The sequence below is a fragment of the Enterococcus sp. AZ078 genome, from assembly GCF_051714985.1.
GTDB lineage: Bacteria > Bacillota > Bacilli > Lactobacillales > Enterococcaceae > Enterococcus_B > Enterococcus_B hirae.
This window is the reverse complement of record NZ_JBIOSW010000001.1, coordinates 19,306-40,490: the sequence shown is the minus strand read 5'-3', so window position 1 is coordinate 40,490 and position 21,185 is coordinate 19,306. Positions and strand designations below refer to the sequence as shown.

Below are 21,185 nucleotides of genomic sequence, written 5' to 3'. Positions count from 1 at the left end.
AAGAAAAAATCTTTTATTCACTAATAAAAATAAATAGCTTGGAAAGTGCCAATTTCCTAAACTGACTTCTTAAAAACTTCTGCAACTGCCGATCATCTGTCATTGTTCTTCTCTTTCATAGGAGTTTTTTCATTGGCTTGAGTAACTAGCGATTGATCTTTTCTATTATTGATTGCACTAGTTACTTTCTCACTCAAAGAAGACTTCTGACTTTGGGTTACTAAATGATCAGCAGCTATATGTTCAGAATCCCGTTTTTCAATCGCTCCTACCATTCCATCTACCTGCTTGAGAAGTATTTTTTTCTCATCATGAGCTATTTCCTGATCGTTTAAGATTTCATTATGGAGTTCTAGAATCTTTTCTCGAACAGATGAAAAAAGTTGAAGCTCTTTTTGATAACCTGCCGTTCGATCCGTGGCGATCATCGTTGTTAGCTGTTCAAGGAAAGGTTTTTTATTTTCAATAGGAATCTTTGGATCTTGCCTTACTTGTTGCCTAAGATTTAAAAAGTTTAAATCATGTTTATCGACTGCCTGAAAATAGTCTGCCGTATTTCCTTTCATAAGAAGCTCTCCGATATCCATAGCTAGCCTCTGCTCTTCATTCTCTTGCAAATCTTTTTTAGTCAGCGTAGCTTGTTGACTGGCTTTTTCTTGTTCATCCTTGGGAACAGAAATCTTTCCCCCATCCCCTATCAGTTGTTTCTCTTGGCTCTCAAATCTATTTATGGCATCAAAGAGTCCTGTTCTTATCTTTAGAATTTTTTGTAACTTTTGTTCGTATTTAATCATGCGATGATCAATTTGTTGCTCCTTCTTCGTCTTTTGAGAAACCTCTTGTTGGTATCCTAGTTGTATATTTTGAACGTGAGACTTTAAAACAAGAGCAACAAGTGTGGAATCTTGCCGATTTTCTCCACCAACTCGTTGATTTTTTGCTGTTGGTTCCTTTAACTCAGATAAAACGATTACTTTCAAATGTGGAGGGATTCGTTCCTCTTGATTGATTCTTTTAATCATTTCCTTTTCCCATTTATTTTCACTTATAAACTTTTGGCACTCTTTGATATCACTTTGAGCAGTTACATGTTCCTTTTGTTTTTCATTACTATTCGTGGCTTTTTCTATTTGTTCAAAAAGCGGCTGATAGGTTTTATCCGTTGCCACTCGTTCTTTTAGTACTTCTAACAGTTGCTTTCTAATGAAAAATTCCTGTTTGATAACTGATATTTTTTTGATGTTGTTCTTTTTCGCTTCCTCTGAGGGATTAATTTCAGAAATGAGAGCTTTTTTTATTTCTTCTGAATACTCTTTGCTTTGTTTGATGCTAGCTATCACTTCTCGGGTCAATTGTTTGTCACTCATCAGTGCTTTATATGTATCTAGTTTTTCTTGAGCCACTTGTTTTCTTACTAATTCTTCGGTCAACACATTCTTTGTTAGCCAATCCAAATTTGACTCATCTTTGATTCGTTTGAGCAAGTCAATTCGCTCTTGTGGTACATCTTTTTTGAACATCTTATGTAAATCCTTATTTTTTTCACTTAGATCCGCGACTGCTTCTTCAAACAGTATAGCTTGACTATTAAATTTGGCGATACGTGCATCTAAATCGTTATGAAGGGCCTGTTTTTCTTCTGGAGTCAATCCATCTTGATGATCAATTTGTTCTTTCACATGTTTTACTTTAGAATAATCTGCCACACTTCTAATACTAACAAACTCCCAATAGACTGTTTTATTTCTCTGTGAAAGCTTGTCAAGCGTTGCCGCAGGACGATTTTGAATTTCTTGATTTAAGTTGTCTCGTCGCTGATCATTGGGAATCGTATGGGTTAGAAATTCTTTTACCAGTTGTTCCCTCTCTGAGCGAGAAAAATCAAGTAGTTCAAACAGCAGCATGTTTCCAACAAATAGGACATCGTTGTTTTTTTGAGAATGGTAGCCTTTTTTGATCTGAGCAAATTTCTTTGGCTTTTTTTGGTAAAGCTTAATCATAGGCTTGTCGTTCATGATTTGAGTGAACCCGTTCTTAGCATCTCGATTCTTAAGTAAGAAATCAAATTTTTCTTGATCTTTCCATATCAATAGATTTTTATACTTAGACACCAACGTGGGACGATACTGATGCAAACCATGATGTACTAATCCATCTAAGAGATCTAAAAGTTCATTTGTTAAAGCAACATGTTGATCATCTGGCTGAACTTCACTTTTTTCTCTTTTGCTATTTAATTTTTCTCTTTTCGTTTTATTGTTCTGGACGATCCCCTTCGCCTTTTCTTCCCATGCTTTAAATGTTGTAGCCATTTCGACATGGTCTTTTTCTAAATACCTTAATACGTTTTCCTGGTTATACATGGGTAATTCTAAAATAGATTTAGTATCTACTATCATTCTGGTTTGTGTCATCTTTTTATTCTCCTTTCAAGTCACTCAAATTTTTCAATACCATGCTAGTTTTGTTTTCTAAAAAAGGAAGAAACGTTATTCAATTATTAGCTCCTTGAAATACGCCACTTTTCAATAGGAAAAAGTTCCACTAGTTAGCGAAGTGTCTCACTCCTTTCATCAACTTTTTTACGATCTCCATATTCCCATGACCTAGAGTACCTATCGCCTGTTTTTTAATAGAAAGAAAGGGACAAAAATAAACCGAAGAACCCGCAAATAGTTACTTCTATTTTAGGATTCTTCGGTTGCTTTTAGAGTGTGTTATTTTGTCATAGCTTTTTATTTAGTCTCAAACACCCACAATCAAACAGTTATTCTTTGATACTTTTGATGATATAGTACCCTTTCTCTTTATGGACGATTTCAGCATTCCCAAAGGTCTCTGCCATTTTGCTTTTTGCACTAGGAGCCCCTTGTTTTTTTTGAATGACAATGGTTAGTGTTCCACCCGATTTTAACCTTGGATATGCTTCGGTTAAAATTTCGTGTACCACTTTTTTACCGGCACGAATTGGCGGATTGCTGACGATTGCTGCATAAGTTTCTTCATGAACTGCTTCATAGATATTCGATTGATGAATATCCACCTGTTTGATCCCATTGCGGTTCGCATTTCCTTGAGCTAATTCTACTGCCCGAGAGTTAATATCGACCATCTCAACAAATCGCTGACTAGCAAAAGCGATCGCCAATCCAATCGGACCATAGCCACAACCAACATCCAAAATTTTGCCATCAGCTGGCAACTCTTCCCAATTAAAGGTATCAATTAACACTCGTGAACCAAAGTCGACTGTTTCACGTGAAAATACTCCTGAATCTGTTACAAATTGGAAGTTTTTTCCTTTTAATTCAAATGACCATTGTTCAAAGTCATGTTCTGTCGTTGGCTCTTGCGAATAATAATGATTCGTCATATCGTTCATCCTTTTTATATTGTTTCTTGTTTCTTAGTCTATCCTTTTATCAATTGGCATGCAATGTCTATTTTTCCTAGTTTAAATAAATAGTTGATCAGAAACACGAACAGAATGAATTTTGATATGTCATCCTTTTTATTTATTCAGTTAACAGTTATTCACTTAAAAATAAGAGACTTATAACCATTCTCGTTTAGTGGTGGGGTTTAGCCGTGTTTTATGTTAAAATGATTCCATTGATGGGAGAATGCAGGAGGCTATTATGAATGATCCAATGAACTACTACCGTGTGGCAAGAGAAGAATGGCGTGAATTTTATCGTAATGGACAAGCACCTTTGACCCAAGACGAGCTAGATAACATCAAAAGTTTAAATGACCGTATTTCAATGCAAGATGTTCGAGATATCTATGTTCCTCTTGCTCATTTGATTTATCTATACATGAAAGAATTTGAATCTCTTTCATTAAGTAAAGGTCTATTTCTTCATAAATATGTCGAAGTACCGCCATTTATTATTGGAATTGCTGGGAGTGTTGCCGTTGGAAAAAGCACAACAGCTCGCCTGTTACAAACGATCTTATCACGTACATTTAAACGCAGGAATGTTCAGTTGATTACAACTGATGGTTTTTTGTATCCTAATGAAACGTTAAAAGAACGAGGGATCATGAATCGTAAAGGATTCCCAGAAAGTTATGATATGGAGATGTTGATCGATTTTCTTAATCGAGTAAAATCCGGTCAGGAAGAAATAAAAGTACCTGTTTATTCACATGACATTTACAATATCATTCCTGGCGAATATGAATTGATCCAACAACCTGATATTCTGATTGTTGAAGGAATCAACACGCTGCAACTGCCTGCTAATCAACAAATCTATGTCAGTGATTTTTTTGATTTTTCTGTTTATGTTGATGCTGATTCATCATTAATTGAAAAATGGTATTTAGATCGATTCGGTGCCTTACTCGACACCGCTTTTCAAAATCCACAAAATTATTACTATCAATTTGCTATTGGCGATCGTGACGATGCATTTAAAATGGCGCAAGAAGTATGGAAAAATGTGAATTTGAAAAATTTAAACGAATATATCTTGCCTACTCGTGGCAGAGCAGATATAATTCTCCATAAAACTGAAAATCATATTATTGATTCGATTTTCATGCGAAAATATTAGCATTTTAAAATAGTTTATTCTATTTTGAGATAAAATTTAAAGGGATAGGGGTAATAAATGTGACAAACGTTGCCGACATGACAAACGTTGAAAAGATTATCGTATTAGACTACGGTAGCCAGTATAACCAATTGATTACACGACGCATCCGTGATTTAGGAGTTTTTTCTGAATTATTGAGCCATCGGGTTTCTGCTGAAGAAGTAAAAGCAATGAATCCAAAAGGAATCATTCTTTCCGGTGGTCCTAACAGTGTGTATGATGAAAATGCTTTTGGAATCGATCCAGAAATCTTTAACTTAGGGATTCCTGTATTGGGTATTTGCTACGGTATGCAATTGATTACGTATAAGCTAGGTGGGAAAGTTGAACCAGCTAAAAACCGTGAATACGGAAAAGCTCAGTTAGAAGTAACCAGTGACGATGCAGTATTGTTCAATGACACACCTAAACAACAAACCGTTTGGATGAGCCACGGGGACTTAGTAACCCAAGTTCCTGAAGGATTTGAAATCGTTGGTACAAGTAAAGACTGCCCGATCGCATCCATCCAAGACACAAAACGTAATTTCTATGGTATCCAATTCCATGCAGAAGTTCGTCATTCTGAATACGGAATCGAATTACTCCGTCATTTTGCTTTTGATGTTTGTCATTGTGAAGGAAACTGGACAATGAATAACTTCATCGATATGCAAATCGAAAAAATTCGTGAACAAGTTGGCGATAAAAAAGTATTGCTTGGACTTTCTGGCGGCGTGGATTCTAGTGTCGTTGGTGTTCTTTTACAAAAAGCAATCGGTGATCAGCTAACTTCCATCTTTGTTGACCATGGTTTATTGCGTAAAGGCGAAGCAGACCAAGTAATGGAAAGCTTAGGCGGGAAATTTGGTCTAAATATTATCAAAGTGGATGCAAGAAAACGTTTCTTAGACAAGTTAGCCGGCGTTTCTGATCCTGAGCAAAAACGTAAAATCATTGGTAATGAATTTGTGTATGTTTTTGATGATGAAGCAACAAAATTAGCGGGAGAAGAAGGAATTGCTTTCTTAGCCCAAGGAACACTTTATACTGATGTGATCGAAAGTGGAACGGAAACTGCTCAAACGATCAAATCTCACCATAACGTGGGTGGTCTACCAGAAGACATGCAATTCCAATTGATCGAACCTTTGAACACATTATTCAAAGATGAAGTCCGTGAATTAGGAACACAACTAGGAATGCCAGATTCAATCGTTTGGCGTCAACCTTTCCCAGGTCCTGGTCTAGGTATCCGTGTCTTGGGAGAAATCAGTGAAGAAAAACTAGAAATCGTCCGTGAATCAGATGCGATCTTACGTGAAGAAATCGCAGCAGCTGGCTTAGATCGTGACATTTGGCAATATTTCACTGTTCTACCAGGAATCCGCTCTGTCGGTGTAATGGGCGATGGCCGTACTTACGACTATACAGTAGGTATCCGTGCAGTCACTTCTATTGATGGGATGACAGCAGACTTTGCCCGTATCCCATGGGATGTTTTACAAAAAATCTCTGTCCGCATCGTAAACGAAGTCGCTCACGTCAACCGTATCGTGTACGACATCACTTCTAAACCACCTGCAACTGTGGAGTGGGAATAAGAAACAACCCGCTAGAAAAGCCTATGTCATAGGTTTTCTAGCGGGTTTCTTTTAGTGTGATCACAGTTTGGTCACACTTGTGTTTATTATTCTTTTTTCTGTCGATAATGGATCCTTCGTTTCTAAAATCAAATCTATCCTTTGATAAAACTTGTAAACTATACAGAACCAAAATTAAGTTTCAAAACATTATTTAAATCTGTAAAATTTTCTTCTTTTGCAAAGGGACCGAAGAAATCAGGTTCAATCGAAAACATTTTTTCTAACAAGCTTCTATTAATCCTAAAATTATTTTCAATGCTTGATAAATCAGTTAACTTATTCGTTAGAACCAAGTTGAAAATACTTCGGATTTTTCCAGGACGCTTAAATACAATTTCCCTATCCAAGGGTTCTTCTAATCTGTAATTTTTTATAGCAATTTGTCGATAAAAATAGCTATGTTGTTTTGGTGTAAGAAATCCTAATTTATAAGCTCGCATTTCAAGAGCTTGAATGGATACATTGTATTTGGCCTTTAAAGAGATATAACTATCTGGATTTGATATCTTCTTTATTTTTTCTAAGTCTTTTTGAATAATTTCTGACGGCAATAAAAAACATGAAGCAAAATAATCTGCTTCTCTTTCTACTTGTTGTCGTTCATTTTTATCTAACAGAGAAAAGTCAACATACGGGTGTAGTAACAAATGTCCTAATTCATGAGCTAAATCAAAATTTCTTCTCACTGCCGATTTTTTTATACCTAATACAATGATTGGGACATCTTCTGTTGACCATGCACTATAAGCATCTGCCTTCCCACCAACATTTTTTTCTAAAACATAAATTCCTGACTTTTCTAATGATAATAATAGGTTACCATTATCAGATTGAATTTCTAAAAACTTTCTAGAAAGAGTAGCAATCTTTTCTATTTTCTCATTTGTTATTTCATCAAATAAAATTTCAGAACTTTTTTGTCTAAAATCTAATAACTTATTAGGTGGTACATTTAGAAAGCTTTCTAAATAATTAATCACTTTAGAAGCCACATTTAAATAGACTATCTCACTATTAGTTTTTTTTCTAGAAGAAATATCTGCTTTTCTATACGCAACATTATTTTCAAAAAAGGTCTTTTCAACACGGAATTCTTCAAAGAAAAAAGTGGATTTCACTTGCAAAATTTCTTTCATTTGTAAGATATTTTCAAATGATGGTTCTATCATTTGTTTTTCAAATTGCCATATCGATTGTTCAGATACTCGTAGTTTTTCTCCAAGTTCCTTACGTGAAAGACCATGCAACATCCTAATTATTTGCAGATTTTTCCCATAAAACATTGTGCTCTTCCTTTCTTAATACACTGCACTGGGAAACTAATTGGAGATTTCTTTTTCCTCTTTAGGAATTGTATAATCATAATCATAGAGATCACCAATTTCTTCTTTTTCACCAACTACAGCAGAATATTCTTCATCTTCTATAATTATAGACGTAGTTTGCAAATACGGTGTTAAATTTTGAATTATATGTAGTTCTTTTGTTTCGTCATCAGGTAAAACAAGTGAAACTGATTCTATCACTTTTGCCGTATTCGTTTTATAAACCACTATGTAAAAATTTTCATATTTTGATAACTCTTGTTCTGAAATCATTGGTTCTTCCAATGGAAGCTCTAATTGAATTGAGGTATTAGGCACTTTCTTTTGACCTTTACGAACTGAATTAAGGATAGGTTTATTTATCTTAGCATAATCAGACAAATATTTACTTACTTTTTTCTTTTTTTCTTTTGAGAAAGTTTGATTTAATCTATAGTCATTTTTTACGATAAAAAGAGAGGGTTTTTCTCCACCAAAGGAAAACTCTAAATATTCCCAACTTTCGCCTGCTTTTTCGCGTTTATTTTCTGCAAAATTAAAAGTTTTTCTAGCAACACCGTCATCAATAAAGTTCCCTTTTGTAAAAGCAAATCCAGCAGAAACTTTCAATTTTTCTTTCATCTCTTTACGAATATCTAGATATTCTTTGTAACCAAGTAATAACCCATCAACAACCAATTGTGCTTCTTCTGCATTTAGAACTTCATTTGCCATCTGTCCAACTCCAATCTACTTATATTTGAAGCAATTATATCCTATATTTTTTTAAAATTAAACAAAAGAATACAAAAAAGCTGTTTTTTTTAAAGTGAGATTTAAAAATTAAAAAAATAGAAGTCATTATCAACATGTACTTCTATTCTTATAGTTCTAGGCTGAAACAAATACAACATAGCAATAAAATAAATACTCTTTTCTTATTTTCATAGTATCACCTTAGAAGAAAACAAAGACGACAGTTTTCGCAGCCAAATAAGCAGTATTTCTACGAATATGGAACAAAAAAATTCATTTGCTTCAAAAAATAAGATTGATTATGTATTTTAAAATTTCGCTTTAATAAATGATGAAAGTGTCGCAAGTAATTTGTTTATAGCATTGAGCAAAAAGGAATTGTTGAAGAAAGAAAAAAGTTTATGGATTAAGTTGCAAGAAACAGCAACAAGTGGCATTAGATAGATTAATTTTAAATAGAAATAAATTTAAAAAGAACCGTGAAGCCTTTGACATCAAAGGTGCTCACGGTTCTTTTTTTCAAACAATGAATCTTTGTAACTCTCTAGCAAAGACAATCTACTTCCTGTTTTTTATAAATACTATCAAAGAGGATTATCCCATTCATGTGAAGCCACCCAATCAACAAAATAATGGTAGGCTGCATGTATTTTCTTTATAAAAATTACCTGCAGCCTTTTGATAAAATTCTTTCTATCTCCATTTCCAGTCAATCGTTCTAATTTCTTGCCACTCTTATCTTTGACAATCAATTGATTATTCGTATAAAATCGGAGATCCTGCTAAAAATAAAGAACGTAAAAAATCAGAAAAGCTAACTCGATAACCATAAAGTTAATAACTTGTTTTTTTCTTATTGCAGTAATCTTTTCGACATCTTCCCTGTCCAACAGAACGATTTTCAATGGATTATCGGGATGTTGATTTAGATAATTCTCCCAAAACTGTGCTTGGTTCTGACTTGACGGAGCGATTATACTAAGAAGTAAAATACAAAAGGTTAATCCAATGATAAATAGGAAACTAGTCGAAAAATCTTGATAAAGCATACTAGTGACCAAAGCGCCTATAATACTTGCAAGTAATGCAACAGTCAATAACATTTGAATACCTCTTTTAAAAGTGGTATTCAAATACATATTTTGATAATTTATAATTGCTGTTTTTCTCAGCTTTAAGTCCTCGTTACTAAGTTCGGGGAACATTTCACTCACTTTATTTTTTTTCTTCTTTTCCATAGCCCTTCTTTGATTACGTAATCTAAAACCACAAAAAATAAAAATGGGTATCGCTATAATTGCATAAAATTGACTAATTAATCTCAGTACTTCCATTGAGAACCTCCATCTGTTTCCTAATTAATTAGTCCATAATAGCAAAGTACATTAAACTTTTCATTAATATTAAATGAGTAATTTTTACTGCAAACTTACTTGAATTACTACCAAAACAATGAGGAAATATTTGCCTTCTCTAAAAGAACAGAAAGAAGTTTTTCTTCTTTCTGTCCAAATGATTCTAAGATTTCTCTTCACCAATATCCTATCATTTAACAAAGAGCCCATAAAATTAGGTTAACTTTTAACCTATCTCTTCTTTTTGTTTCTTTTATCTGTGGAATATTCATTCACCATTGATCAGCGTTTCCCCTTATTGACCACCTATGTTCAAACTAACAATTTCTCAAAGTTAATAAATTATCAAACACGCTATGTAATTTCTGTTCTTGTTTGTTGATAAAAGAAAATCAAGTTTTGAATTTCTCTTGATTTGGGATAAATAGAAATACCAAATATAGGGATATTAAACTGTCTGTTCAGCATCGTATTGGAAACAATACAATCATAATTTTCCTTATGTAGCATCTGATCTGTAACTACCGGGGTTTTGCTGGCTACAAAACGATATCGTCCTCCTAGATAAAGCTCAAGCTTTGCAATAATGTAGCTAGCATATTGTTCAGAATTGGTTACAATCAACGCCCTAATTTGTTTACTCGTTTCAATCTTTTTTAGTAGATCATGCCAGTAGACAAGTAACAAAGCGACTAGTTTTCTGGTAAATTCGTCATTTTTCATATACTTTAATAACTCTTTTTGATCCTTGTTAATTAAATAATTCTTTAGTCCTACTTGAATACTTTCGATTTCTGGAAGTATCTGTTTTAAAAACTGATGATGTTTATCATATAAAATAAAAGAAAGATTTTCCATATAGTCGCCATCATTAATTATTTTATAGCAGATTTCTTGTCGTTCTTCACATTTGATCTGATATTTTATTTCCAAATAATCAAGCAATATCCCAACCATCTTTGTTAAATAAGGTTTTTGTTGGTAGTCATCGCTGCTGTTCTGTATATCCAGTAGCGAACAAACAAACGGCTGTTCAAAGATGTATTTTATCAGATCCTGATCCTCTTCGAGAGATAACCATAAAGAAGTATTTTGTTTCTCATTTGATTCTAGGCATAAAAGATTATTCTGCTCTTTTTCAATGAATTGTTTTTCATTTTTTACTTGGTAAATTTTCATAGCAATATAAAATAAAAGCTGATTATGTTTTCGGTGTTCCAGTTTACGAATTATATCTTGAAGTTGATTATTCGTTATGTATTTTAAGTATAATTGACGACTTTTTTGACAAATTTCTTCATTGAAGGCCTCTTCTAAACACACATATTTTTCTAAAAGTAACTGGATCGTCAACTTTTCAATTAATTGTGTATTTCCCGTTAATCGAATCAATCCTCGAATTCTTAAGTGATATTGCTCTAAGGAAAGGTTGATGCGCTTCACCATTCGTCTTAGAGTGCTCTCTGAAATAAATAGTTGTTCCGTTACTTCCAAGTAGTTCGTATATTTATTTAACACGATTGCTTCTAAAAATTGATACTCAATCGATTCATTCATAATAATTCGGTAAATATATTCTTCTGTGACATGAGGAGCAATTTCTGCAAATATCCCATTCTCACGATCAGTATGTATATTAATTTCTTTTGCATAAGAATCGATATCCATCAAGTCATTTCTCAATGTTTTTGAAGAACACTTTAATTGAGATTCTAAATCTTGAAAGCGATAGGTTTCTCCTTCAAAAAGCAATTCCAGTAGAAGTAACTGCCGTTTCATTTTTTTCGATAAAATATTTAACATTTACTTCCTCCCCTCTTTTTACCAAATAGAAAAAAGCATTCACTTTTTTCTATTTGAATGTTCCTATTTATATTTTAAAGAAAATTTTTAACGAATTAGAATTTTTTTTTCAAAAAAATAGTAAAAATGGGTATAAAAAATATGAAAAATAAGCAATCCTATCTACCAATTTTATAAATAGATCATCTATGGCCTTTTTTTGCCCTTAGACCTTGCAAATAAACAGAATGCTGATCTTGCCAACAGAAAATAGTATCATTCGCCTTCTCATTTTAAAAAATAACTAAATAAATTATTTTAGCGAAATAAATTATTTGATTGAAACATTTATTCAGTAAAATAAACTGCTAAAATTAAGTATTTTATGCTTTATTTTTTTTATATTTAAATTTATACTGTTTTTAAAGCAATTAATTAATAACAAAAATTAATAAAAAAAGGCATATATTATACCATTTTAAATGATTAAAAAACTATTTTTATCATAAATGTACTTTTTTACGTCATAACTGTTAGATGGGAGTGTCCAAGGTGAAGAAAACAATTATTATAGTTAGTAGTTTTTTAGGTTTAATTGCTTTATTTTTTATGATTGAATACTTTGCTTCTCCTGTAAAAGATGTTACTTCAAAAGCTGAAATGAAAATGACTACTGGAGCCAAGATGGAATATGTGCCAACAAAAGATGAACTAGTAAAAATTGAAGGAGATCAACTTCAATTACTGGGCATTTACACAGTAGTTGGTATCCATTTCGACAGACATTCTTATGTGACGTTAGCAAATGCCGAACAAGAAGAAATCAACTTTTCTATTTCAATTATAGACAAACAAAAACAGACATTTTCAATCCCCGCCATACAATTCTCACCTCAAAATTTACAGCTCTCTGATTCTTTTGGCTTAGCAAAAAAAGAAGCACGCTACTTTGCTTATAAAAAAAATTATCCTGTCGCAAGTGCCACTCATACAACAGACTGACCAATTAAATATACCTTGTAGGGGTATATTTAATTGGCTTTTATCTTTTTCAATGGAAAGAACCTCGAATAACTTTTCTGTTTATTCTTTTTTTCTTCTCCCACTCGACCATTGATCTTTTATACTAACTATTTAATTCGAGACGGCTTGTTTCCTTTGTTTTTCGTCATTTTTCCTAATTTATTTGATCCTTCTTGTGAAGAAAATAAACAAATTATTAAATCCGTTATTTTAAAAAGATAAAATAACACTATACTCAAAAGCTAAAAGTTATTTAATCAGATGGATTAATCTATATAAATTGTTGTCTGCCTATTCATTTAATATTTATACAAAAATATTGTATACCTGCTTTTATCGATAGGTTGGAACTTTTCGTTTTCGTTATACCCTGTGGAAAACTTTCAGAACAGATTACCTCTCTGATACGTATCTGTGTATAATTAGATACAACGAATCCCGGATCTTTCAATTCTTTAGACTGAAAGATCCGGGATCAAAAATAAACGCTTCTTACTTCTTTAATGCTACAACAAATGGAATCATCATAGATAACAAAATAACCAATAAACTACATTGCCGATGATCTATATAGATAAGGATCGTTATCATGCTCGTAGTTAGACCGATATTCAATTTTTTTTGATTGATCATAAGCATCCCTCTTCAAGGAAGATTTTCCTCTAGAAGTTCGACCATTTTTTTATCTTTTTGTTATATTTCTCTTAATTTTTTTGAACATCTTTAATTACTATATTGAGATTCGATTTTACGGCTAGGAATCAGCCAACCAAGTAAAATCACAGCATTCGTTACTAAAACAGCTATTGGTGTAATGACATAGCCTAAAATAATTCCTAAAATATTTAACCCAATTGACCAGTAGGATTTTCGATAGTTATCTAGTAATTCTTTGATATTCTTTTTATTTTTAGGATCAGACTGAACCAACTCTCTTGCTAAAATATAGTAAGCAATATTAGCTCCTAAAGTTACTGCACCGTATGTGATTTCTGGCGCTAAACTATGACTATACTCGCTGATCCAAGACGTGACAAAGGGAAAAAATGATAAAGCAAAGATAAAAAAGCTATTCGCCCATAAAACTCGCCAATTTACTTTATGAACGACTTGAAACATATGATGATGATTATTCCAATAGATGACCAATGTAAAAAAGCTGACAATATAGATCATAAAACGATATCCTAAGGCACTTAGCGCTTGCCAAGTGTCAGTGTTCGGCTGGTGAAGCTCTAAGACCAAGATAGTCATAATGATTGCGATAACTGCATCGGTAAAAGCTTCTAAACGATTTTTTGGCATATTTTTGCCTCCTTTTCTGACTTATTGTAGTAAAGATAGCTAGAAAAAAGCAACTAAATCAGTCTATAGTTGGAGGTAACGCTCACTTTATACTGCTATACTCAATGAAACAAGAGGATTTAACTATCGTAGTTCTCTAATAAATAAGCTAAGTTCTAAGTACATTTTTATTAAATTTAACTTATTTTGGGAACTAGAAAGAAATGAGGGGTTTGTATGGGACAAAGAAATACTTTTTCAACTATTTTCATGCTAGTAATGGTATTCATTATAGGTAGTTTTGTAATTAGCCTTTTTACTAGTATTTTATGGTTTGCAATTAAATTACTCATTCCTATTGCAATCATTATTTGGCTAATTCGTGTAATTTCTGGAACAAATCGTCGACATCATCGAAAATATTACTAATATTGAAAAAAGCAGCACACGACAGATTCCCCAGTCTTGTGCTGCTTTTTTCGTTGTATTTTTTGTCAGTTGTTCCAAATGATATATCATTTGACGGTATTACCCTAAAGCTACATCTAGTACCATCATAATGATAAAACCTAACATCACCCCAAAAACGGCAAAATGTCGTTTACTTGATAATGTTTGTTGGGCTTCGGGAATTAATTCCTCAACAACCACATAGATCATCGCACCTGCTGCAAATGCCAGTGCATAAGGTAAAAGGATGGTTACTCGTGTCACTAGCACCGCACCAATCACACCTGCGATCGGTTCAACAATACCTGAAGCTTGTCCATATATAAATGCCTTTGTTCGACTCAATCCTTCTTGTCTTAAAGGAATCGAAACAGCTGCACCTTCCGGAAAATTCTGAATTCCAATACCCAATGCAACCGAAATGGCTGCCAAAACGGCCGCTGTTGGATTATCGGCTGTACTGGCAGCCCCAAATGCTACCCCTACAGCCAAACCTTCAGGGATATTGTGCAAGGTGATCGAAAAAACTAATAAGATTGTTCGTTTTAAATGCGTAGGTAGACCTTCTTTTTCGTGCTGTGGGCCAAAGTGCATATGGGGAAGCGTTTTATCAGCGATATAAAGAAAGACACCACCTAATCCAAAACCAATACTAACGACCAGCCAAGCGATATCGCCATTTTCTTCAGCTTTTGTAATCGCAGGATCAAGCAATGACCAAAAACTAGCAGCAATCATGACCCCCGAAGCAAAACCAAGCATGAGATTCAATACTTCTTTTTTGATTTCTTTAAAGAAAAATACCAACCCAGCCCCCAGAGCTGTCATAAAATACGTAAATGCTGTCCCCGCTAATGCTTGTTGCCACGGGGCTAAGCTTAGTAGCCATTCTGTCATTTTATTCTCCTTTCGTGCCTTTACTTATTACTCTAGCATATTCAAAAAATCATGACTACTGTTTGTGTAAAAAAGCGAATCAGTTGGGCTTTTATTCTTAAAGCACTATACTTTAATTAATAAAGTTACGAAATTTTATCATTCATTTGATAAAGGAGTGGGAGAATATGGCAACAATCAATGCTGGTATCGCAATGGTCAAAGTAATGGAAAGTTGGGGAATCGAGCATATTTATGGGATTCCTGGCGGTTCGTTTAATTCAATCATGGATGCTCTTTATCATGAAAAAGATCAAATAAAATATATCCAAGTACGTCACGAAGAAGTAGGAGCGCTAGCCGCAGCAGCCGATGCGAAACTAACAGGAAAAGTTGGCGCTGTTTTTGGTTCTGCTGGACCAGGTGCCACGCATTTGATCAATGGTTTGTATGATGCACAAATGGATCATGTTCCAGTTGTTGCGTTGCTTGGACAAGTTGCAACTACTGCTATGAACTATAACTCTTTCCAAGAATTAAATGAAAATCCAATTTTTGCAGATGTTAGTGTCTATAATCGAACAGTTATGACACCTGAAAGTTTACCTCATGTAGTGGACGAAGCAATCAAAGCAGCCTATGAAAATAAAGGAGTAGCTATTGTAACCATTCCTGTTGATTTAGGTTTTGCAGACATTGAAGAAGAGAAAATATCTAACGCAGCTACTCATAAAACAGGTACTATCCTTCCTGATGAAAAAGATGTAATTGCTGCTCTTCCTTTTATTGAAAAAGCTAAAAAGCCTGTACTTTACATTGGACAAGGCACTCGTAATGGCTTTTCACAAATCAAAGATTTTACAGAACACTTTTCCATGCCAGTTGTTGCTTCTGTTTTAGCGAAAGGCATCATTCCAGATAACTATAAAAACTTTCTAGGCTTTGCTGGACGTGTGGCCACAAAACCTGCAAATGAAGCATTAGCAGAGGCCGACTTGATTTTATTTATGGGTAGTGACTTTCCTTTTGGTCGTGCGTTCTTTAACCCAGAGGCTGAATTTGTCCAAGTGGACATCGATGCTTCAAAATTTGGTCGAAGACATGCTACCTCTCATACCATTTTAGGGGATGCCAATACCACATTAGCTAGATTAACACAGCTGGGCGAACCACGTCCTGAAGATCGCTGGTATCTAGCCAACCAAGAAAATAAAGCGAATTGGGTAAACTGGTTAAACTCATTCGCTGACCTTGAAGACCAACCGATTCGTCCTGAAGCTGTTTATAAAGAAATCAATCGGATCGCTGAAGAAGATGCGATTTTTGTAACAGATGTTGGGAATACGACAATCCATTCCATTCGATTATTAGACATGAACGGCAAACAAAAACACACGACCTCTGGTTGGTTCGCTACAATGGGGAATGGTGTTCCAGGTGGCATTGCCGCACAATTAAGTTATCCTGATCGACAAGTCTTTACTTTAAGCGGTGATGGTGGTTTTGCAATGGTGATGCAAGATATCATTACACAAGTGAAATACCAACTACCGATTATTAATGTGGTTTTATCGAATACATCGTTTGGGTTTATTGAAGCAGAACAAGAAGATACTGAACAGAAAAAATTTGGTGTGTTTTTAGAAGAGGCTGACTTCGGAAAAGCGAGTGAAGCACTGGGAGCTGATGGTTTCACGATTACTGAGTATCACCAATTAAGACCTGCATTTGATGCAGCTAAAAAATCCCAACGACCAGTAGTAATTGATGTAAAAATCAATAACAAACGTCCTTTACCGGTTGAAGATCTTCATCTTGATCCAAGAAAATATACAGAAGAAGAAATCAAACAATTCAAAGAAAAATACGAAGTGCATGATTTACCTGTATTGAATGAATTATATGAAAAAAGGAAATAATTGAACCTCTACTCTTTGAGAGATTCAGACATATCAACTATAAAAAAAGAAGCAACCAGGAAAATTCAGCCTGATTGCTTCTTTATATACTTTACTTTGTTTATCTGAACGCATATACGATATGGTTGATCCCAAAGATCATAAAATAAAAACCGACAAGAAAACTTAAAGTCAAAGCGGAGGAAATAGGATTAAACAATAGTATACATCCTAATACCACACCCAAAATATTGATGATTACTGTAAACCAATAGTAGCCTGTGCTATAACCTTTCGCTAAATCAGCTGTAAATAAAGCTAAGATAGAATCGGCAATAAACCAAATGGCAAAAACAAACGGTAAAGCAACTACTCCTGCACCAATATTGAACAAGAAGAAAATCCCGACTAAAATATCAATGATACCAATAACCAACGGCATTTTCCCTTTATATCCTGTCAATTCTTTCATGCGATTTCGTACAAATAATTCAAAAATTCCTTTTAAAAAGGCAAAAATAGCAAAAACAACGACAATCGCCACTAAATTACCAACAGGATCTTGAAAAGAGATTAATGAAACAAGGACAAATAAAATCCCTAAAATTAATGATCCCCAGTCTAGTGTTTTTCTTTCATTCATTTTCATTCCAACTTTCATTTTAATCTATTATTATACTAACGCTCACTTTAAATAACGTCAAAACATATGCTGGTGATGAAAAGCAAAAGTAATTTCTTTTCTGATCAGCTTTTGCTGCTATTATTTTTAGTAAAAGCTACTACTTCTTATAATTTGCGTATATTCATTACCAACTTATTCTTCTACTAAATAATAAACATTTTGTCTTTCTTAACCACTTTCGAATCTCATCATTGCTTCATAGGTACAATTTTTTCCATTCTTTCATGAGTTTTTGTCGTCATGTTCCACGTGAAACACAAAGAATAATTGATTACCTTGAAACTTTCTCTTTTCCCCTATATAATTCTAGGAGGCTCGTTAAATATTATAAAGATAAAGTGAGGAAAAAAATTGATTACTGTAAATGATGTAAGTTTGCACTTTTCAGACCGCAAACTATTTGATGATGTTAATATTAAATTTACTCCAGGAAATTGCTATGGCTTAATAGGTGCAAATGGTGCAGGTAAATCAACGTTCCTTAAAGTATTATCAGGAGACTTACAACCTTCTACGGGGACCGTTTCCATGGGACCAGATGAGCGAATGGCTGTATTGAAACAAAACCATTATGACTATGAAGAATATACAGTTTTAGAAACAGTTATTATGGGACATAAACGTTTATACGAAGTTATGAAAGAAAAAGACGCTATCTATATGAAGGAAGATTTCACTGATGAAGATGGTATCCGAGCAGCTGAATTAGAAGGCGAGTTTGCTGAATTAAATGGTTGGGAAGCTGAACCTGAAGCTGCTGTTTTACTACAAGGACTGAATATTCCAGAAGAATTGCACCATCAATTGATGAGTGAACTTACTGGTGGTCAAAAAGTCAAAGTACTTTTAGCTCAAACATTGTTTGGTAAACCGGATGTGTTACTCCTTGATGAGCCTACGAATGGATTAGATATCCAATCCATCAACTGGTTAGAAGAATTTTTAATTGAATTTGAAAATACGGTTATCGTTGTTTCTCATGACCGTCATTTCTTAAATAAAGTATGTACCCATATGGCAGATTTAGATTTTGGAAAAATCAAATTATACGTTGGTAACTATGATTTTTGGTTAGAATCAAGTCAACTTGCTGCAAAATTACAAGCAAATGCCAATGCCAAAAAAGAGGAACAAATCAAAGAACTACAAGAATTTATTGCTCGTTTTAGTGCGAATGCTTCAAAATCTAAACAGGCAACTTCTCGTAAGAAAATGTTAGAAAAAATTACTCTTGACGATATTCAACCTTCTTCACGTCGTTATCCATTCGTTGGATTTAAACCAGAACGTGAAATTGGTAATGATCTTTTACAAGTCGAAAATGTGAGTGTAACGATCGATGGTAAGAAAATATTAAATGATATATCATTTAACTTAAGTAAAGAAGATAAAGTTGCGTTCGTTGCTGAAAATGATATTACAACAACCACTTTATTTAAAGTAATCATGGGTGAGATCACTCCTGATACTGGAACTGTAAGATGGGGCGTAACAACGAGCAATTCTTATCTACCAAAAGATACAACGAAAGAATTTGATAATGAATTGACGATCTTAGATTGGTTACGTCAATACGCAAGTAAAGAAGAAGACGATAATACGTTTTTACGAAGCTTTTTAGGACGCATGCTGTTTTCTGGAGAAGAAGTATTAAAACCTGTCAATGTCCTTTCTGGTGGTGAAAAAGTGCGTTGCATGCTTTCTAAAATGATGCTTTCTAAAGCAAATGTCTTAGTTTTAGACGATCCTACGAATCATTTAGATCTAGAGTCGATTACAGCACTAAACGATGGCTTGATGGCCTTTACTGGCTCTATCCTTTTTGCTTCACATGACCATCAATTTATCCAAACATTGGCTAATCGTATCATTGCCGTTTCTGATAAAGGTGTTATCGATCGAGCAGATACAACCTATGATGAATTTTTAGAAAATAAAGATATCCAAAAACAATTGGATGAGCTTTGGAAATAAGACAACATCATTGTAGACTTAAGAAAATAGCCTATCGGGGGCATCTCATCAGTCGGTGAGATGTCCTTTTCTTCTACGATAAACACTGTCTTTCACAACTACCAAGACACCTTCGATCCATTTACTTTCTATATTCATCATTTTCTCTTATTTCGCTTAATCAACCGCTTTATTTTTTCTGATGTGTAAGCTATAATAGAAAATGAAAAAGGGATTGCGCAAACAATCCCTTCATCAGTAACTCGTGCCGTTAAAAAGACGGTAGCCTTTTTAGAATGGTGACCATCTAAAACTTCTGCTAAAAGTGATTTAGATGGTTATTTTTTTTGGTCTTTTTTGTCAATTAACAACAACACAAATGTCGCAAATGCGAGCATGAGTTGTATTGCTTCATATACTGACAACTTTATTCCTTTCCAGGGACAAAGCTCTTAACCATAAGCATCACCCCTTATCTAAGAGATTAGCTACCATCTTTTACACTCCACGAATTACTGGTTTTATTGTAGCAAACTTAGCGAAAACTTACTATCAATATTAGCTTTAACTTAAAATAAAATAGTTATTTTTCAGCTGATAGTTAGTTGATTTGTGTATCGTATGCCTCATTTTTTTTTTAAACTATTTAATCTATTTTCTTAATGGTTTTAAAAACTTTTTTTCAATCAACCGCTTTACTTTTTTCCAATCGATAAGCTATAATGAACAGTGAAAAAGGGATTGCGCAAACAACCCCTTCATCAGTAATTCGTGCCGTTAAAAAGACGGTAGCTTTATTTTTTGGGTATATATACCATCTAAAAACTCTGCCAAAAGTGATTTAGATGGTTATTTTTTTGGTCTTTTTTGTCAATTAGCAACAGCACAAATGTCGCAAATGCGAGCATGAGTTGTATTGATTCATATACTGACAACTTTATTCCTTTCCAGGGACAAAGCTCTTAACCATAAGCATCACCCCTTGTTCAAGAGATTAGCTACCATCTTTTACACTCCACGAATTACTGGTTTTATTGTAGCAAATTTAGTACAAACTTACTATCCTCATTAACTTTATTTTTAAATAATAATGTTATTTTTTACCTGACATGTATTTGATTCGTGTGCCTTCATTTTTTTAATCAACCGCTTTACTTTTTTCCAATTGATAAGCTATAATGGATAGTGAAAAAGGGATTGCTCTAACAACCCCTTCATCAGTAATTCGCGCCGTTAAAAAGACGGTAGCTTTGTTTTTAATGTGATAACCATCTAAAAACTCTGCTAAAAGTGATTTAGATGGTTATTTTTTTGGTCTTTTTTGTCAATTAACAACAGCACAAATGTCGCAAATGCGAGCATAAGTTGTATTGATTCATATACTGACAACTTTATTCCTTTCCAGGGATAAAGCTCTTAACCATAAGCATCACCCCTTGTTCAAGAGATTAGCTACCATCTTTTACACTCCACGAATTACTGGCTTTATCATAGCAAATTTAGGAAGTACTTACTATCGACAAAAAATTTAACTTAATATAAATTAGTTATTTTATATTCTAAAAAAGAACCACTCGAAGAATATTCTTT

Annotated in this window: 19 protein-coding genes; 6 read left to right on the top strand and 13 right to left on the bottom strand. The window is 33.7% G+C overall.

Annotation, left to right across the window (positions count from 1 at the left end; translation table 11 throughout):
- Nucleotides 1-92 precede the first annotated feature (92 nt).
- Together IGJ18_RS00175 and IGJ18_RS00170 are read right to left on the bottom strand one after the other, a co-directional pair.
- A complete protein-coding gene (locus IGJ18_RS00175; RefSeq protein ID WP_438842707.1) occupies nucleotides 93-2,414 on the bottom strand; it encodes a hypothetical protein in 2,322 nt (773 codons plus the stop codon).
- Between the two features lie 353 nt (nucleotides 2,415-2,767).
- Nucleotides 2,768-3,373 carry a class I SAM-dependent methyltransferase gene (locus IGJ18_RS00170; protein WP_010736788.1) on the bottom strand — a complete coding sequence of 202 codons (606 nt, stop codon included), beginning with the start codon at nucleotides 3,371-3,373 and terminating at the stop codon, nucleotides 2,768-2,770.
- A gap of 265 nt (nucleotides 3,374-3,638) precedes the next feature.
- Between IGJ18_RS00170 and coaA the strand changes: the two genes are divergently transcribed.
- Entirely contained in the window at nucleotides 3,639-4,562 is a 924-nt protein-coding gene (coaA, locus tag IGJ18_RS00165; protein ID WP_010720479.1) for a type I pantothenate kinase, read from the top strand.
- A 59-nt stretch (nucleotides 4,563-4,621) separates the two neighbouring features.
- Nucleotides 4,622-6,187, top strand: coding sequence for a glutamine-hydrolyzing GMP synthase (guaA, locus tag IGJ18_RS00160; protein ID WP_010720480.1), 1,566 nt, complete (start codon nucleotides 4,622-4,624; stop codon nucleotides 6,185-6,187).
- Nucleotides 6,188-6,345: 158 nt separating this feature from the next.
- Here the strand turns inward: guaA and IGJ18_RS00155 are convergent, their stop codons facing one another.
- The 4 genes from IGJ18_RS00155 to IGJ18_RS00140 all read right to left on the bottom strand — a co-directional run bounded on the left by IGJ18_RS00155 (nucleotide 6,346) and on the right by IGJ18_RS00140 (nucleotide 11,447).
- Nucleotides 6,346-7,512 (bottom strand): spr1629 family repressor/antitoxin, encoded by a 1,167-nt coding sequence (locus IGJ18_RS00155; protein ID WP_081128379.1) that lies wholly within the window; start codon nucleotides 7,510-7,512, stop codon nucleotides 6,346-6,348.
- A 36-nt stretch (nucleotides 7,513-7,548) separates the two neighbouring features.
- A complete protein-coding gene (locus IGJ18_RS00150; RefSeq protein ID WP_034697686.1) occupies nucleotides 7,549-8,268 on the bottom strand; it encodes a spr1630 family ClpXP-sensitive toxin in 720 nt (239 codons plus the stop codon).
- Between the two features lie 803 nt (nucleotides 8,269-9,071).
- Nucleotides 9,072-9,623: a hypothetical protein gene (locus IGJ18_RS00145; protein WP_081128382.1), complete on the bottom strand. Its 552-nt coding sequence runs from the start codon at nucleotides 9,621-9,623 to the stop codon at nucleotides 9,072-9,074.
- Nucleotides 9,624-9,998: 375 nt separating this feature from the next.
- On the bottom strand, nucleotides 9,999-11,447 hold the full coding sequence (locus IGJ18_RS00140) for a helix-turn-helix domain-containing protein (RefSeq protein ID WP_034697678.1): 1,449 nt from the start codon (nucleotides 11,445-11,447) through the stop codon (nucleotides 9,999-10,001).
- 531 nt (nucleotides 11,448-11,978) lie between these two features.
- Between IGJ18_RS00140 and IGJ18_RS00135 the strand changes: the two genes are divergently transcribed.
- Nucleotides 11,979-12,428 carry a hypothetical protein gene (locus IGJ18_RS00135; RefSeq protein ID WP_010720483.1) on the top strand — a complete coding sequence of 150 codons (450 nt, stop codon included), beginning with the start codon at nucleotides 11,979-11,981 and terminating at the stop codon, nucleotides 12,426-12,428.
- Nucleotides 12,429-12,941: 513 nt separating this feature from the next.
- Here IGJ18_RS00135 and IGJ18_RS00130 read toward each other — a convergent pair.
- Both IGJ18_RS00130 and IGJ18_RS00125 read right to left on the bottom strand, forming a co-directional pair.
- Entirely contained in the window at nucleotides 12,942-13,082 is a 141-nt protein-coding gene (locus tag IGJ18_RS00130) for a hypothetical protein (protein WP_014834373.1), read from the bottom strand.
- A 90-nt stretch (nucleotides 13,083-13,172) separates the two neighbouring features.
- The gene (locus IGJ18_RS00125) at nucleotides 13,173-13,754 is read right to left on the bottom strand and encodes a TMEM175 family protein (protein ID WP_438842706.1); all 582 of its coding nucleotides are present in this window, start codon (nucleotides 13,752-13,754) and stop codon (nucleotides 13,173-13,175) included.
- A 216-nt stretch (nucleotides 13,755-13,970) separates the two neighbouring features.
- On the opposite strand from IGJ18_RS00125, the gene IGJ18_RS00120 reads away from it, so the two are divergent.
- A complete protein-coding gene (locus tag IGJ18_RS00120) occupies nucleotides 13,971-14,162 on the top strand; it encodes a hypothetical protein (RefSeq protein ID WP_088745091.1) in 192 nt (63 codons plus the stop codon).
- 99 nt (nucleotides 14,163-14,261) lie between these two features.
- Here the strand turns inward: IGJ18_RS00120 and IGJ18_RS00115 are convergent, their stop codons facing one another.
- Complete coding sequence (locus tag IGJ18_RS00115; RefSeq protein WP_010720486.1) at nucleotides 14,262-15,080, bottom strand: ZIP family metal transporter; 819 nt, start codon at nucleotides 15,078-15,080, stop codon at nucleotides 14,262-14,264.
- Between the two features lie 167 nt (nucleotides 15,081-15,247).
- Between IGJ18_RS00115 and spxB the strand changes: the two genes are divergently transcribed.
- Nucleotides 15,248-16,978, top strand: coding sequence for a pyruvate oxidase (spxB, locus tag IGJ18_RS00110; protein ID WP_438842705.1), 1,731 nt, complete (start codon nucleotides 15,248-15,250; stop codon nucleotides 16,976-16,978).
- 100 nt (nucleotides 16,979-17,078) lie between these two features.
- Here the strand turns inward: spxB and IGJ18_RS00105 are convergent, their stop codons facing one another.
- Complete coding sequence (locus tag IGJ18_RS00105; RefSeq protein WP_053766578.1) at nucleotides 17,079-17,600, bottom strand: HdeD family acid-resistance protein; 522 nt, start codon at nucleotides 17,598-17,600, stop codon at nucleotides 17,079-17,081.
- A 393-nt stretch (nucleotides 17,601-17,993) separates the two neighbouring features.
- Between IGJ18_RS00105 and IGJ18_RS00100 the strand changes: the two genes are divergently transcribed.
- Entirely contained in the window at nucleotides 17,994-19,616 is a 1,623-nt protein-coding gene (locus IGJ18_RS00100; RefSeq protein WP_010720489.1) for an ABC-F family ATP-binding cassette domain-containing protein, read from the top strand.
- Nucleotides 19,617-19,933: 317 nt separating this feature from the next.
- On the opposite strand, the gene IGJ18_RS00095 is transcribed toward IGJ18_RS00100, so the two are convergent.
- The 3 genes from IGJ18_RS00095 to IGJ18_RS00085 form a co-directional block, all read right to left on the bottom strand.
- Nucleotides 19,934-20,020 carry a putative holin-like toxin gene (locus tag IGJ18_RS00095; protein ID WP_223603319.1) on the bottom strand — a complete coding sequence of 29 codons (87 nt, stop codon included), beginning with the start codon at nucleotides 20,018-20,020 and terminating at the stop codon, nucleotides 19,934-19,936.
- A gap of 393 nt (nucleotides 20,021-20,413) precedes the next feature.
- Entirely contained in the window at nucleotides 20,414-20,530 is a 117-nt protein-coding gene (locus tag IGJ18_RS00090) for a putative holin-like toxin (protein WP_438842704.1), read from the bottom strand.
- A 349-nt stretch (nucleotides 20,531-20,879) separates the two neighbouring features.
- A complete protein-coding gene (locus tag IGJ18_RS00085; protein WP_422717962.1) occupies nucleotides 20,880-20,984 on the bottom strand; it encodes a putative holin-like toxin in 105 nt (34 codons plus the stop codon).
- Nucleotides 20,985-21,185 lie beyond the last annotated feature (201 nt).